The 14,698-nt window shown below is 39.6% G+C and carries 11 protein-coding genes and 1 pseudogene; 9 read left to right on the top strand and 3 right to left on the bottom strand.

Going from position 1 to position 14,698, the window contains the following annotated elements; translation table 11 throughout:
- Positions 1 to 84: 84 nt before the first annotated feature.
- Both ASU03_RS10100 and ASU03_RS10095 read right to left on the bottom strand, forming a co-directional pair.
- Complete coding sequence (locus ASU03_RS10100) at positions 85 to 1,551, bottom strand: M28 family peptidase (RefSeq protein ID WP_057831717.1); 1,467 nt, start codon at positions 1,549 to 1,551, stop codon at positions 85 to 87.
- Between the two features lie 15 nt (positions 1,552 to 1,566).
- Positions 1,567 to 2,100 (bottom strand): YaeQ family protein, encoded by a 534-nt coding sequence (locus ASU03_RS10095; RefSeq protein WP_057831716.1) that lies wholly within the window; start codon positions 2,098 to 2,100, stop codon positions 1,567 to 1,569.
- A gap of 245 nt (positions 2,101 to 2,345) precedes the next feature.
- Here ASU03_RS10095 and ASU03_RS10090 point away from each other — a divergent pair, with 245 nt between their 5' ends.
- Positions 2,346 to 3,476, top strand: coding sequence for a pyridoxal-phosphate-dependent aminotransferase family protein (locus ASU03_RS10090; RefSeq protein ID WP_057831715.1), 1,131 nt, complete (start codon positions 2,346 to 2,348; stop codon positions 3,474 to 3,476).
- A gap of 152 nt (positions 3,477 to 3,628) precedes the next feature.
- Here ASU03_RS10090 and ASU03_RS10085 read toward each other — a convergent pair whose 3' ends face one another.
- Positions 3,629 to 4,048 carry a VOC family protein gene (locus ASU03_RS10085; RefSeq protein WP_057831714.1) on the bottom strand — a complete coding sequence of 140 codons (420 nt, stop codon included), beginning with the start codon at positions 4,046 to 4,048 and terminating at the stop codon, positions 3,629 to 3,631.
- A 918-nt stretch (positions 4,049 to 4,966) separates the two neighbouring features.
- Here ASU03_RS10085 and ASU03_RS19900 point away from each other — a divergent pair.
- From ASU03_RS19900 to ASU03_RS10055, 8 genes and pseudogenes are all read left to right on the top strand, one after another.
- Positions 4,967 to 5,206, top strand: coding sequence for a beta-ketoacyl synthase chain length factor (locus ASU03_RS19900; protein WP_082627241.1), 240 nt, complete (start codon positions 4,967 to 4,969; stop codon positions 5,204 to 5,206).
- Between the two features lie 134 nt (positions 5,207 to 5,340).
- A pseudogene (locus ASU03_RS19895) lies at positions 5,341 to 6,032 on the top strand (beta-ketoacyl-ACP synthase); the annotation flags it as partial.
- A 243-nt stretch (positions 6,033 to 6,275) separates the two neighbouring features.
- Positions 6,276 to 8,264, top strand: a complete 1,989-nt coding sequence (locus ASU03_RS10075; RefSeq protein WP_057831712.1) for a collagenase — start codon at positions 6,276 to 6,278, stop codon at positions 8,262 to 8,264.
- 300 nt (positions 8,265 to 8,564) lie between these two features.
- Positions 8,565 to 8,756, top strand: coding sequence for a hypothetical protein (locus ASU03_RS20730; protein WP_157465881.1), 192 nt, complete (start codon positions 8,565 to 8,567; stop codon positions 8,754 to 8,756).
- A 281-nt stretch (positions 8,757 to 9,037) separates the two neighbouring features.
- On the top strand, positions 9,038 to 9,241 hold the full coding sequence (locus tag ASU03_RS10070) for a hypothetical protein (RefSeq protein WP_057831711.1): 204 nt from the start codon (positions 9,038 to 9,040) through the stop codon (positions 9,239 to 9,241).
- A 291-nt stretch (positions 9,242 to 9,532) separates the two neighbouring features.
- Entirely contained in the window at positions 9,533 to 9,967 is a 435-nt protein-coding gene (locus ASU03_RS10065) for a CBS domain-containing protein (RefSeq protein WP_057831710.1), read from the top strand.
- A gap of 194 nt (positions 9,968 to 10,161) precedes the next feature.
- Positions 10,162 to 14,292 carry an ATP-dependent RNA helicase HrpA gene (gene hrpA, locus ASU03_RS10060; RefSeq protein WP_231731550.1) on the top strand — a complete coding sequence of 1,377 codons (4,131 nt, stop codon included), beginning with the start codon at positions 10,162 to 10,164 and terminating at the stop codon, positions 14,290 to 14,292.
- 97 nt (positions 14,293 to 14,389) lie between these two features.
- Positions 14,390 to 14,689 (top strand): PilZ domain-containing protein, encoded by a 300-nt coding sequence (locus tag ASU03_RS10055; RefSeq protein ID WP_057831709.1) that lies wholly within the window; start codon positions 14,390 to 14,392, stop codon positions 14,687 to 14,689.
- Positions 14,690 to 14,698: the final 9 nt, after the last annotated feature.

Below are 14,698 nucleotides of genomic sequence, written 5' to 3'. Positions count from 1 at the left end.
CAATCCTTACTCTCGAACTAAGGAAACGAATTGAATAAAACGCCTAAGGTAAACTTACCGGGTTAAAGAGCCTAGTAACTGTCCTTAATAAATAAGCCCGTTACGTTTTACTTTATTTGGGTCAATACGTGAAGGGGTAATAGAGCCATCTACCAGTGGCGTAGTTGCGGTCGCTAGCATTCTAATGACTTGCAGCATTGACGGTAAGTTCAAGCTATTAATATCATCGCTGACTTGGTGATAATGTTGATCCTTATCTAGTTGTGTACTGCTAAAACTATGTGCTGGTACCCCTAATCTAGCTAAGGTAGCATTATCTGAGCGATAAAATAAATTTTGTTTAGGATAAGGGTCGGCATAAATTTTTAAGTTTTGTGATGCTAGTGCCTGATTTAATTGCTCTCCTAAATTTGAGCGATCCATACCGGTCATCCACACAGTACCTTCACCAAATATCGCGGGCTTGCCAATCATCTCAATGTTGATCATGGCGGTAATTTGTTTTGGCTCTACCTGGGTAGAAAAATGACGTGAGCCAAAACCACCAATCTCTTCGGCACTAAAAGCCGCGAACATTAAGGTTCTTTCATTGTTGCCCATTATGGCAAAGTGATTGGCTAAATTGATAATGGCTGAAACACCGGATGCATCATCATCGGCACCATTAAAAATTTCATTACCTGTTAGGGGAGTACTGTTAGGTGTCGCATCAACGCTGGGTTTAACACCTAGGTGATCATAATGCGCTGAATAGAGCACAATTTCATGCGCTTTGCTTTTACCGGGTAAAATGCCAACGACATTACTTAAGGTGGTATCAGTAACGTTGGCTTTACCCTTAACGGTAAAACGTTTTATTTGGCTGATATCTGTTAATACGATAACGATTACGCCACCGCTATCAGCAGTGGACTTTTCATCGACAAGTTTAGTTAGCCCACGAGCAAAATAACTTTGATAGCGTTTAAAACTTTTTTCATGTTTTGGGTGCAATAAAACTAAATGTTGACCGCCTTGGTTGTTTAGCTCACTCAGCGCTTTACGTAAATTGTCGTTTTCACCAATCATGACAGTATTGACGGGTGAACCTTTTATTGATTGATTACCTTTTAGGGTATTACTGTTCCATAAAAAATCAATTTTTGTTGTTGCCATTGCTAACGATTCAACAGAAATTTCTTGGCCATTAATTTCCACGCTAAGTGTATCAGGTATGATTCTCTGCAGCGAATATTGCTGTTTGAAATTGGGTGCACTCTGCGCTGGGCTAAGACCTACCTCGTTAAAGCGTTTTGCGATAAAATCGGCGGCTTGGCGAATTTCTAAGGTAAAGTTATTACGGCCTTTGAGCGCATCACTGGCTAAATAGCTAACATCTTTGCTGATTTGCGCTAAGGTGATGGTGCTATCTAAGGTAGCGGCGACACTTTTTTGAGTCTGATCAGTATCGCGTGCTAGATTCACGTTGCTACAGCTAGTTAAAGATAAGCTGGCCAATGAAATTAGGGTTATAGAGGTTGCTAGGGCAACAGGCTTAAAACGTTTATTCATCGTTGTTCGAGTCTCTTACTTGAGTTTTATGGTTTCAACCAAAAGGGTTTCTTCACCTGAAGTTAACCATAATTGACCATCTTGAATACTGCATTGAAAGTCCATATTACGGCTAAGTAGCTTAACTAAGGCTTCACAGGTACTTGGTTCAAATTGCTCTATGGTTAAGCGCTCAAATTTATTCAGGTTTTGTTCAACTTGTGACCACCAGGTCTTTACACTGGTGCCATAACAATACAGCTTAACCGCTTTTGCTTGATTACAGGCTTTCTTCAAGCGCTTTTCATCGAGCTGTCCCAGTTCAATCCACAGATTAATTTCATCGCTGTAATTAACTTGCCAAAGTGCCGCTTCACTTTCATCACTCAAGCCTTTACCAAACCGTAAGTCTTGGTGAGCATTAAGGATAAAAGCCATTAAACGCACCATTAATCGCTGTGGTGTTTCAGAGGGGTGTTGAGCAAGGGTAAGTTGCAAGCTATCGTAATAATTACGATCCATATCGGCAAGTTCGATATTAGCTTTATATATAGTTGCTTTAAGGGCCATGTTAGCTTAGAGGTAAGAAATAATGGCGCTATCATAACAGTATGATGCTTACTTGCCAAAAGTCAGTATAAGGCTTGGTAAAAATTGATCTGATCAGCATGTAGTATACCGACTATTTGATTGATATTTATCAAGTGAATAATTAGGATAAGGGTGGTTTATTCTACTTATGGCTGGTTTTAAAGCATGATAAAGCCAGTGATAAATTTCACATTATTTTATAATGAAACCTTTGAGAGGCGTACATGACAATCCAATCTTTTTTTCCACCGCAACGTACTTTAATGGGTCCAGGACCATCAGATGTGAGTCCCCGTGTTTTATCTGCGCTGGCAAGGCCGACCATAGGACACCTTGACCCTTGTTTTATCGGTATGATGGATGAAATAAAAGAATTACTGCAATATGCATTTCAAACTAAAAACAAGTTTACCATGGCGGTATCTGCTCCAGGCTCTGCCGGTATGGAAACGTGTTTTGTTAACTTGCTGACGGTAAATGATACTGTGGTTGTTTGTGTTAATGGCTTATTTGGCCTGCGCATGATTGAAAATGTTAATCGTATTGGTGCTAAATTGGTGGTTGTTGAGGGAGAATGGGGCAGAGCGGTGCAACCCTCTGCTTTAGAGGCGGCTTTACAAGCCAACCCACAAGCCAATTTTGTCGCCTTTGTTCATGCGGAAACTTCAACGGGGGCGTTATCAGATGCCAAAGCGTTATGCGCTATTGCCAAGCAATATGATTGTTTAACCATAGTTGATGCGGTGACATCACTGGGCGGTGTTGAACTGCGCGTTGATGAATGGCAAATAGATGCCGTGTATTCAGGTAGTCAAAAATGTTTATCTTGTGTACCGGGTTTATCGCCGGTGAGTTTTAGTGATAAAGCCGCCGCGGTAATTCAAAATCGCAGCACTGCTGTGCAAAGTTGGTTTTTAGATCAAACACTGGTAATGGGCTATTGGTCGGGAGCAGGTAAACGCAGTTATCACCATACCGCCCCGGTTAATTCTTTATATGCCTTGCATGAATCATTAGTGATATTACAAAATGAAGGCTTAGAAAATAGCTGGGCTAGACATAAAGCCATGCATGATAAATTAAGTGCTGGTTTAAGTGATTTAGGGCTAGATTTTATTGTGCCAGAATCTGAGCGCTTACCGCAGCTTAATGCGGTAACTATTCCCCAAGGTGTTGATGATGCCAAAGTGCGACATTTTTTATTAAATGAATATAATTTAGAAATTGGCGCAGGTTTAGGTGCTTTTGCTGGTAAAGCATGGCGTATTGGTTTAATGGGCTATGCGGCACGTAATGAAAATGTTGTCTTGTGTTTAGCTGCGCTAAAAGAAGCTTTAAAGCCGGAGAGACAGTAGCAACATAAGCCGCATAAGCAGTAATCCAGGCATATCATTCTGCTAAAACCGTTGAGCTAACTAAAAGCCCGCTACTGAACTTTGTCGGTATCGGGCTTTGTTCTTTATTCATCGCTATCAGTGGCCGTTAGGGTATTGATTTAGGGGTAACTTTACCAACTGCCGCTGTTTTTCATGCTTAACCACGGCTCTTGCGGCGCTAAAGCGCCATTTTTTTGTAATAACTCAATAGCGATACCATCGGGTGAGTTAACAAAGGCCATATGACCACAACGTGGTGGTCTATTAATAGTTATGCCGGCGTCTTGTAATTTTTGACAAGTTTGATAAATGTCATCAACTTCAAAAGCTAGGTGGCCGAAGCTGCGCCCTGCAGAGTATTCTTCTGTAGAGCCCCAGTTGTAAGTCAGTTCAACTTCAGGGCCGCCAATTTCGGTGGCTAAGTAAACTAAGGTGAATTTACCCGCGGCTACTTCAGTTCGCCTAGTCTCAATTAAACCCAGTTTATCGATATAAAAATCAAGAGATTTGTCTAAATCTCTTACGCGTACCATGGTATGTAAAAATTTCATAAGGCTCTCTACTTGCTAAAAGAAGGTTAAGTTAAATTAAGTTGCTTAAGTTCAGTTAAGGGGCAGCAATGGGTCATCGACCTTTTACGTATATACCCAAACCACATGAAGATGTTGGTTTCAGCTGGAATTAAAAATGCCTTTTGGCAAGGCATTGATTGAAGAGAATGGTTGTTCCCTTGTCGAAATCAATAACGCAGCATAAAGCATTTTTAAACCAGCCCTGCGGGGATGTCTGAGCAAATCATACTCTTCGTTACTTCCTTTTTTAAGGACGCTGCATGGATGCAGCTTAATAGAGAATGCAGGAGCATATTCTCCTGAATAACCATTAATAAAAGAAAGCGGCCTTGATCATGAATCGCTCAAGCATCCTGAAACACACATCTTCAAGTCGCTTGGGTATACTATCACAGTGGGAAGTTGGCATTTTAAATGACGGCCAATAAAAATGATGAAATAACCCCATCTATTGGCAGGAAATGCTCAATAGGGTGAAGTTCAATAGCAGCGGTTTTTTGATCATTGACGATGAATTAGCCGATGGAAAATAAAATAGCTAGAAAGTTAAAATCAAGTTAATGCCAGTGACAGTGCTGGTACTTTTACTCTACAATATGCTGTTTTAAAGATAATTTACGTATAGAGAATCAAATATTATTGGTCTTACTTGCTGTTGTTATTGTCATTATCTGGGCAAACAAATTTGTAGACTAAATAGCATTTTGGTAAAGTGTCTGGTAATAAAATAAAAACAATCTAAGACACGTCGTTACAGTTACTACAAAATAATAATGAAAGTTTATATAAACAATATTAATGTATGGCTCCAAGGCCAAGATAATAGCTTATCACTGACTTCATGGGCGAATAACAAATTAAAGCTAGCCGAAGACTTTATCATAGCCAAGCCTCAGTATTATCCTAAGGGGGCAATTAAGAAGGTTAAGCCCCTTTAGTAAGATTGCTCTGCATTGTTTGGATATGCCAGCAGCATTAAAGCAAAACTTACCCTTAATATTTGCTTCTCAGCATGGTGATTTAGCCAAAACAATTACGCTAATTAAAGACGCCGCCTTAGGTGAAAACTTATCACCGACCAAATTTTCCTTGTCAGTCCATAACGCCACCACGGGATTATTTAGCATAGCAACATAAAATACCGCGGCAACTACTACCATTAGTACCGGTTCTAACACTTTTTTTTAAGGTCTTATTGAAGCCAGTATGCAGTGTCAGCAAACTAATACCCAGGTTGTTTATAGTTATTGTGACTTAGCTGTACCCGAGGAATAAAATACGGCAAACAAACCGCAATGATCGCCGGCGGCGCTGAATAGCTGTGTGTCACCATAGCGGCAGTTTTTGACACTTTATTTGCAACCAGTACACAAAATGACAAGCCGAAAAACAACCCTAAACCTTATGATGCTCAGCGTGATGGTTTAGTGATTTGGGAAGGCGCTTGTAGCTTTATTCTGGATAGTTATGAGTCAGCTCAAGCTCGCGGCGCGACAATCCTTGCGGAACTCGTTGGCTATGGCACTAACTCAGATGGTCAACATGTCACGCAACCTTCAGTTGAAACTATGCAAATTGCTATGGAATGGCACTAAAAGATGCCGCTATACAGCCAAGCGACATTGGTTATGTTAATGGGCATAGCACGGCAACAGAAAAAGGTGATATTGCTGAAACTCAGGCGACAGAAAAGGCGCTAGGTAAAGATACCGCGATAAGCTCTCTTAAAAGCTATTTGGGTCATACTCTGGGTGCTTGTGGCAGTATTGAAGCTTGGGCAAGTATTAACATGATGAATGATAACTGGTTCGCACCAACGGCCAATTTGACCGATGTTGGCCCTCAATGTGGCGATTTAAACTATATCCAAGGTGAGGGCCTAACAAGAAAAACAGATTACATTATGACTAACAACTTTGCTTTTGGTGGTATTAATACCTCATTGATTTTTAAAAAATATTAATACCTCACTGATTTTAAACTCGCCCTTCGGGAGCTTTCCAGCTATTCGGTAACCGCACAGAATTTCTTTCATATAGAGTGACTATATGAAAGAAATTCTATTTGTTCTCAAACCGCTGGCAAGTTCTGAGAGGGATTCCCTTAATGGACTTGGTATAAGTAACCGCCTGAACTAAATAGCCAGTGTACCGAGGGTATATTGTATGCAATAATAATTTATCATTAAAACAACAAAGATATCTAGATGCAGAAATTTTCAATGACACTTGCCGCCGTTGCGATTACTTCGCTCATTGCTGCTTGTAGCTCCAGTACTCATAACACGATAGCGCCGCAAGTAAACACCAGCATAACCTCGGCAGCGATTGATCCTATGGTTGCCCAAATATTAGCGACAGATGTTGAACAATTGTGGAGTCAAGACTTTAACCATTATCAAGCGGGCTTGCTTAAAGCGGTTGCCGATGCAATTTCACTTGAAGCCTTAAAAGGTAAGTTAAACAATGATAATTTGGCAAAGCTAACTTTCTATTTACGTATCTACAGTAGTTTTGGTCGCGATAAAGACTGGGCTGCTGATACGGCCGAATCGGTTAACAATGCCTTGACCCATTTGTACAATATGCCGGGATTCTTTGAAGTAAACCAAACTACGGCGCGTTTGCATGAAAATTATGCTGTTGCCCTATACCGTTTGTATTTTTTAGCACCATTACAGCCTTTTACTGCTGAGCAGGTAAAACCGTTAACTCAGTTAATAAATCTTTATGCGAGTGCTGATTTAGCGGGTGCGGAGCGCGTAAATGATAAGGCTATTGATTATGCTTTATGGGAAATTCTTCGCGCGAGTGCCATTTTACCCTACGAAGCGCGAAGAAAAAATAACAGCGTATTTACCCAAACGCTATTAGGCGAAGATAAATTACCACAGGCGCTAATCCAATTTATTACTGCTAAAAATAATACCTTAGCCAATAATGATTGGCCTAGAAAACACGCACTTTGGGCATTGGCCCAATATTATAATTTATATAATAAAGAATATTGGAATGAATATTATCAGCATACAAGTGACGAGCAAAAACACTTAGATGATGACACGTTAACACTGCAAGTCGAAGCTAAAATGGCTGCCCTTGATAACAGTGTTTGGGCTGCTTTAACTATAAATGAACAAGTATCACCCCAGCAAAGCAAAACGCTTTTTAGTGTTCCTTATGTGGTCAACACTTTTCGAGGAAAATCAGCATGTGAAGAGGGGACATTAGCCGGTCGCTGTATTACACCCACGATTGAACAAGCTTTACCTAGCAATCATGAGTGCTCTGACCGAATTTATATTCTAAGCCAAGCTATGTCTATAGAGCAGTTAAATGACACTTGCCAACAATTGATTTCTCAAGAAAGTAATTTTCATAACATCTTAGCCACCAATAATCAGCCGGTAGCCAATGATTTCAACGATAAATTACGTGTGGTTATTTTTGATAATCACGCAGAATATAATAAATACGGTCAATTAGTTTTTGATATCAATACCGATAATGGCGGTATGTACATAGAGGGCACCACACAAGATCCCGATAATATTGCTACTTTCTATTCATTCGAGCACTTTTGGCTTAGACCTGAATTTGCCGTGTGGAACCTAAATCATGAATTTGTTCATTACTTAGATGGTCGCTTCGTAAAATACGACACCTTTAATCACTTTCCTAGCCATATGGTGTGGTGGTCTGAAGGGTTGGCTGAATATGTAGCTAAGGAAGATAATAATCCTAAAGCTTTTAAATTGCTCAATGATACTCAAGCGCATGATTGGCCGAGTTTAGCGGATGTTTTCAATACAGAATATAAAGATGGTACCGACCGAGTGTATCGTTGGGGCTATTTAGCGGTGCGTTTTATGAATGAACGCCATCAAGCTGATTATAGAAATATGGCACACTTGTTAAAGACTGATTTTTTTGCCGGCTATAAAAAACTATTAGCTGAGTCAGGAAAGAAGTTTAAGGATGAATTTAATCAGTGGCTTGTTGAGCATAATGCAAACTATGTCGCTGAAGCACAAGACAATAATCCACACAAACCACGTCAATTTTATCGCTATACTTATAAAGATTACTTACAGCCGGCACATTTAATCGAAGATGACTTGCATATGCACTGGCAATATTGGCATGAAAATGCATTAAAAGCGACAGAGGTAAAACTTGCCAACGAGCGCAACTAACCATCAATTAAGCGGCCCTTGACTTCCATTACCGATAAACGCTAGCTAAAGGGCTTATCAATACCCAATGGCTAGCGTTTTTTGATGGTAAGTTCAAATCGCAGTGTTGCAAACTGCGATTCATTGGTTGCAATAAGATAAAATTAACCGTCAGCTGGATAACGAGTGAAAAAATCTCCACAACATCAATAACTAATAAAATATTAAATTTGGCACTATTAATGCTTTATCTTTTATTATTAATCATAGATGTAATAAGTAAAACGTGTAGCGTCATTTTACTAAGTTGAGGGTAGTCGTATGTCAAGTAATAGTAATCATAGACGGATAATAATGTCAGCAGCTTTGCTGGACTTATATCAACAAAATGCCAAGGTAACACCTCAGGTTGATAAGCATAGTCATAATTTTAGTGAGCACCCCCCCGGACAAAGTTGGGAGGAATTACTCGATAAAGATGATAATCCTTTTTATATTTTGGGTTATAACTAAGCTAAATCCGGCTCAAGTAACTCTTTATCTAGGGTAAAATAAAAGCATTAGTTTTTCATGAACTTTATTATGCTTAATCACTGTTTTATCGATGAATAATGAACCGTGCACGTAGTTACTCTTTTTTATCGCGGATCATTTGAACGGCCCTTGCTTATTGGCGGCGGTTTGATGCTCATAGGTAATTTCCCTGACGTTAGTTTTGTTACCTAGGCTGCTATAATAATAGACAGAGAGAGCATCATGATGTTTTGGTGTGTCAACTATTTATGGAGGTTGAGATGGTTTCGTCAATCGAAGGTAATGGCTCTGTAGCTCAAGTGTTGCAACAACAGCGTCAACACATTGCAAGTCAACAAGAAGATCAGCGCATTAAAGATCAGCAACAAGAGGTTAATCGCCAAGATCAAGAAAGTCGCGCTGCAGAGTCAAGCCGAAGCTCTGCTGATGATCGAAAAGGTCGTTCTGTGGATTTAACCGCTTAACCTAACTATTTTAGTGCAACGTGCTGTCTGTTTGACAAGCCTAGTCTAATTGGCTTTGTTCATTGTTATAAGAAAAAATACAATAACTTGGCTGACATTTTAAACCCGACAAAATCTTTCATTAACTTGGCAAGTTATTGTTCAATAAAATGCCCCCGTCTACTAATAAAAGTGTAATAAAAACAAGCGAAAAGTGGTTTTATGGCAAAGGCTTAGCTAGAGTTAGTATTAAGGAAACGCTCGATTTAATAACAATGAAAAGTCTAAATTACTATTTAGTTAGGGGTTAAAATGGAATCATTAAAAGTACAAGAATATATGAATCACTACCCAGTCACTTTTACCGAGAATATGTCTGTTGAAGAAGCTGCCTTACGTTTTTTAAAAACTAAGCAAATTGGCGGGCCAGTGATTGATGAAAACTATAAATTATTAGGCTTTATTTCTGAAGGTGATGTTTTGGCTATTATGTTAGAAAGCCTTTATTTTAATGAACATGTTGCCATGATCAAAGATATTATGCGTAAAGATGTTTTATCAGTAAAACCCTATGCCAGTATCATTGAGCTAGGACAAAGCATGCGAGAAAATAAACCTAAGGTGTACCCAGTGATTGATGATGATGACAATTTACTGGGTACTATCTCTCGCAATGAAGTATTACAAGCTTGTTATCAGCATGGCCGAGCAAGGCTATCCATTGAAAAAGAGCATGCTGCTGTTTGATGAAAAATATCGATACTTAAGGTGATATTCCTGATTTACCGGCGCTACTTGCAGCTGTAGGCGGCAAGTAGCACCGGTAAATAGGCGTACAAAGCTCATTTACTGCCTGCCCTTACTCTTTTTAATACTTTACTCGCTGTAATTACGAAGTATTACTGCTAAAATGCTCTTTTGATTTTCTATCCGAGTCTGTTTTGTCTGTTTCGATTGAGTCTGCTATCACTTCATTTTCCCATCTACAAAATCTTTTTGAATTATTGCCACAAGCAAAACATTGCGATGTGCCACGTTTTAAAAAAAGATTAAGCAACCTTAAAAAAACAATTGCTAAGGAGGCGGGAAAAAAATCAGCGACCGAATTAGCAACATTGGTGTTATCAGCTAAGCAAATAAACTTAGTTGAGCAGTTGCAATGCCACATTGTTAAATCAATTAAAGATAAACAATATAAAATAAACAATTTACCAAAAATTAGCTATCCTGAAGGTTTACCCATAGCGGATAATGCCAAGCAAATTGCCCAAGCTATTCAAGCTAACCAAGTGGTTATTATTTCCGGTGAAACGGGCTCAGGAAAAACCACGCAAATCCCTAAAATTTGTCTAGAGCTAGGTCGTGGTGTTGATGGCCTTATTGGTCATACTCAACCTAGGCGTATTGCTGCGAGAACCGTTGCCAACCGAATTGCCGAAGAACTGGGTACCAAACTAGGCGACGAGGTAGGTTATAAAGTTCGTTTTAATGATCAAGTCAGTGACCGTAGCTATATTAAATTAATGACCGATGGTATTTTGCTGGCGGAAATGCAAAAAGACCGTTTACTGCGTCAATACGACACCATTATTATTGATGAAGCCCATGAGCGTAGTTTAAATATCGATTTTATTTTAGGTTATTTAAAACAAATACTGGTTAAACGACCTGATCTTAAGGTTATTATTACCTCAGCAACCATTGACCCGCAACGTTTTGCCAAACATTTTGCCAGTAAAACAGGTGTATTAGCGCCAATTATCGAAGTATCAGGCCGAACTTTTCCGGTTGAAATTCGCTATAGACCTTTAAATGATAGGCCAGTGAATGACGGTGAGGCGCAATCCAGCCAAGATGTCGATATTATCAGTGGCATTTTATCTGCGGTTGATGAACTCAGTGAGTGTAGCCAAGGCGATATTCTCGTGTTTCTTAACGGTGAGCGAGAAATCCGTGATACTGCGGCCGCGCTCAATAACGCGAATCTACGCGACACCCATATTTTACCCCTGTATGCCCGTTTAACCATTAGTGAGCAAAACCAGATATTTAAACCTCATAGTGGTCGCAACTTGATTTTGGCTACTAACGTCGCTGAAACGAGCTTAACCATACCGGGCATTAAATACGTTATTGATCCTGGTACCGCGCGTATTTCTCGTTATAGTTATCGCACTAAAGTTCAGCGTTTACCCATTGAAGCTATTTCACAGGCAAGTGCTAATCAACGCGCAGGCCGCTGTGGTCGTGTCTCTGATGGTATTTGTATTCGTTTATATGCCGAAGACGATTATAATAATCGGGTTGAATTTACCGAGCCAGAAATTTTACGCACTAACTTAGCCACGGTTATTCTACAAATGCATGCCCTAGACTTAGGCGACATTGCTAACTTCCCGTTTGTTGAGGCTCCAGATAATCGTAATATCACCGACGGTGTGCGTTTATTGGAAGAAATCGCCGCTATTGAAAGTGTCGATAAGGATGACCAAGAAAAGTATGGTAAATCAGCCAAAGGTAAACAGCTCAGTACGACAACACAACTGACCAAGTCAGGGCGCTTATTAGCAAAATTCCCCATAGACCCACGTTTGGCCAAAATGGTTATCACCGCCATTGAGTTTGGTTGTATAGAACAAATACTTATTATCGTTAGCGCGTTAAGCATTCAAGACCCGCGTGAAAGACCTTATGAAAAAAAGCAGCTTAGTGATGAAAAACATAATCGTTTTAAAAACAAGCAATCTGATTTTATCAGTTTACTGAATCTTTGGCAGTATTTTAATACCCAACAAAAAGACTTAACACAAAGCCAGTTTAGAAAGCTATGTCAGCGAGAGTTTCTTTCTTATGTGCGTTTACGTGAATGGCAAGATATCTTTAGTCAATTAAAGATGACGCTTAAAGAGCAAAAAATAGCGTTAACATCCGTTGATTACCGTTTTACCTTACCCAGTATTGAGCAAGGTCAAGCAAACGATAAAAGCAAAGAGAGTGAGCAAGACTCAGCGTTAACACCTATCCACCAAGCATTATTATCTGGCTTGTTGAGTCATATCGGTCAACAAGATGAAAACCGCGAGTATAAGGGCGCGCGCGGCATGAAGTTTTTTATTTTCCCTGGCTCGGCATTAACTAAAAAGTCGCCTAAGTGGTTAATGTCGGCTGAATTAGTGGAAACCAGTCGATTGTTTGCCCGTATGAATGCCAAGATAGATCCCTTGTGGCTTGAACCGCTGGCACAGCATCTAGTTAAGCGCAATTACAGTGAGCCGCACTGGGAGAAAAAGCAAGGTGCGGTGATGGCCTTTGAGCAAGTGACACTCTATGGGTTAACTATCGTCAATAAACGTAAGATTAACTTTAATACTATCGAGCCTGCTACTTGTCGTGAACTATTTATTCGCGAAGCGTTAGTTCATGGCGATTGTGTTATTAAAGAGAAATTCTTAAGTAAAAACCAACAATTAGTCGAAAGTATTGAAGCCTTGGAGCAAAAAGCTCGCCGGAAAGATTTCTTGATTGATGAACAGCACTTGGTAGATTTTTACCGTGATAAGTTACCCGAAACGGTTATTTGCCAACGTAGCTTTCTTGCTTGGTGGAAAAAAGCCAAGCAAGTTAATGGTCATTTATTAGACTTTAGTAAAGCCTTTTTATTAAATGAATCCTCAGCTGAACTGAGTGAAGCAGACTATCCAGATCTGTGGCATCAAGATAACATTACCTTGCCGCTAAGCTATCATTTTACGCCAGGTGATATTGATGATGGCATTAGCCTTATTATTCCTATTGCCTTATTGAACCAAGTACAGGATGTTGGTTTTGATTGGTTGATCCCAGCATTACACCATGAGCTCGTTATCGCTTTGATTAAAGCACTGCCTAAAACATTAAGGCGTAACTTTGTTCCAGCACCTAACTATGCTCAAGCTTGTTTAGCGGCAATGCCGAGCGAGCAAGGTGATTTGCAACAGGCACTGGCAAAACATCTATTACGCATGACTGGGGTACGTTTACCCGAAGATGCTTGGCATGATATTTCACTGCCAGTACATTTAACGATGAATTTTCAAATAGTAGATGATAAAGGTAAGTTATTAAAGCAGGGCCGAGACCTTAACGAGCTTAAAGCTGAGCTACAAGGTAAAGTTAAAGCCTCGATAAAAAAAGTAGCAGAAAAAGGCATAGAGCAAACCGATTTAACTCAGTGGAACTTTGGTACATTACCTAAAGGTTATGAAAAGAAAATTGCCAATATAACGATTAAGGCCTTTCCTGCGTTAGTTGACCATAAAAGCAGTGTCGCCATAGAGCTTTTTGAGCAAGAGCAACATGCACAAGATGCCATGTTAAAAGGTATCAGCCGACTTATTTTGTTGAATATCCCGACACCAGTAAAATATTTACAGGAAAAACTGCCGAATAAAGCCAAGCTTGGTTTATATTTTAACCCTTTTGGCACAATCAATGAGCTACTACAAGACTGTATTCAAGGTGCTTGTTTGTCTTTGGTGCAAGAGTTTGCTCAACAGAAAAATGCTGGCCAACTTCCGCGTGATGAACTACAGTTTGCTCAATGTAGTGATTATGTTAGGGCTGAAATAGCTGAATGTGTATTAGCGGCCGCCATTAAAGTGGAGCGTGCCTTAAGTTTACGCTATGAAGTGGCCAAAAAGATGAAGGGTAGCGTGCCGTTAAATGTTATCCAATCTCATGGTGATATTAAACAGCAATGTGAGAAATTAGTGTTCAAAGGTTTTGTCAGTGACTCTGGCTTAAGTAGACTCGATGATATTACTCGCTATTTACAAGGCATGTTACGTCGTTTAGAGAAGCTACCCATTGACCCTAATCAAGATAGATTAAAACTTATTGATGTGAATAAAGTGAATGACGCCTATCAAGTCATCATAGGTAAACAGCGCAAAGATAAACCCGTTGAAAGTGAGTTACTTAACACTCGTTGGTTGATTGAAGAGCTGCGTATTTCATTGTTTGCACAAAACCTTGGCACTGCCGCGCCGGTATCAGTAAAACGTATTCTTAATTATTTAAAGGACTTTTCTTAGTTAACCGTTAATGTACTTTTTTATGACGGTTAGTTGACACTTTGGCTTTTGCTCAGTATAAATAATAAGGTATTAAATAGTTTTTTTGGGAGAGCGAATGAAAGGTTTTGATGATAAACGTGATTTTTACCGCATGATGTTAAATAGTGAAGTTTATGTCACTGTTATAGATGACGAAGTAAACAGTCATTTTCTTGCTACCTGCCGGGATTTAAGTGCCACGGGTATGGCGTTTGAAATTGAACATCCATTAGCTATTTCGACCCATGTTAGAGTGAAAATTGATTCAGCTAGCAGTCAAGTTCAAGCACTGGATGTCAGTGGTCGTGTGGTGCGCATTGAAGAAGAAAGTAATAATTGTTACCTCATTGGCATTACTATCGAAGAAATTGATTAGCGGATTCAT

The sequence above is a fragment of the Colwellia sp. TT2012 genome, from assembly GCF_001440345.1.
Taxonomy (GTDB): domain Bacteria; phylum Pseudomonadota; class Gammaproteobacteria; order Enterobacterales; family Alteromonadaceae; genus Colwellia.
The sequence above is the reverse complement of the archived record's forward strand: the minus strand, read 5'-3'. Positions and strand labels throughout refer to the sequence as shown.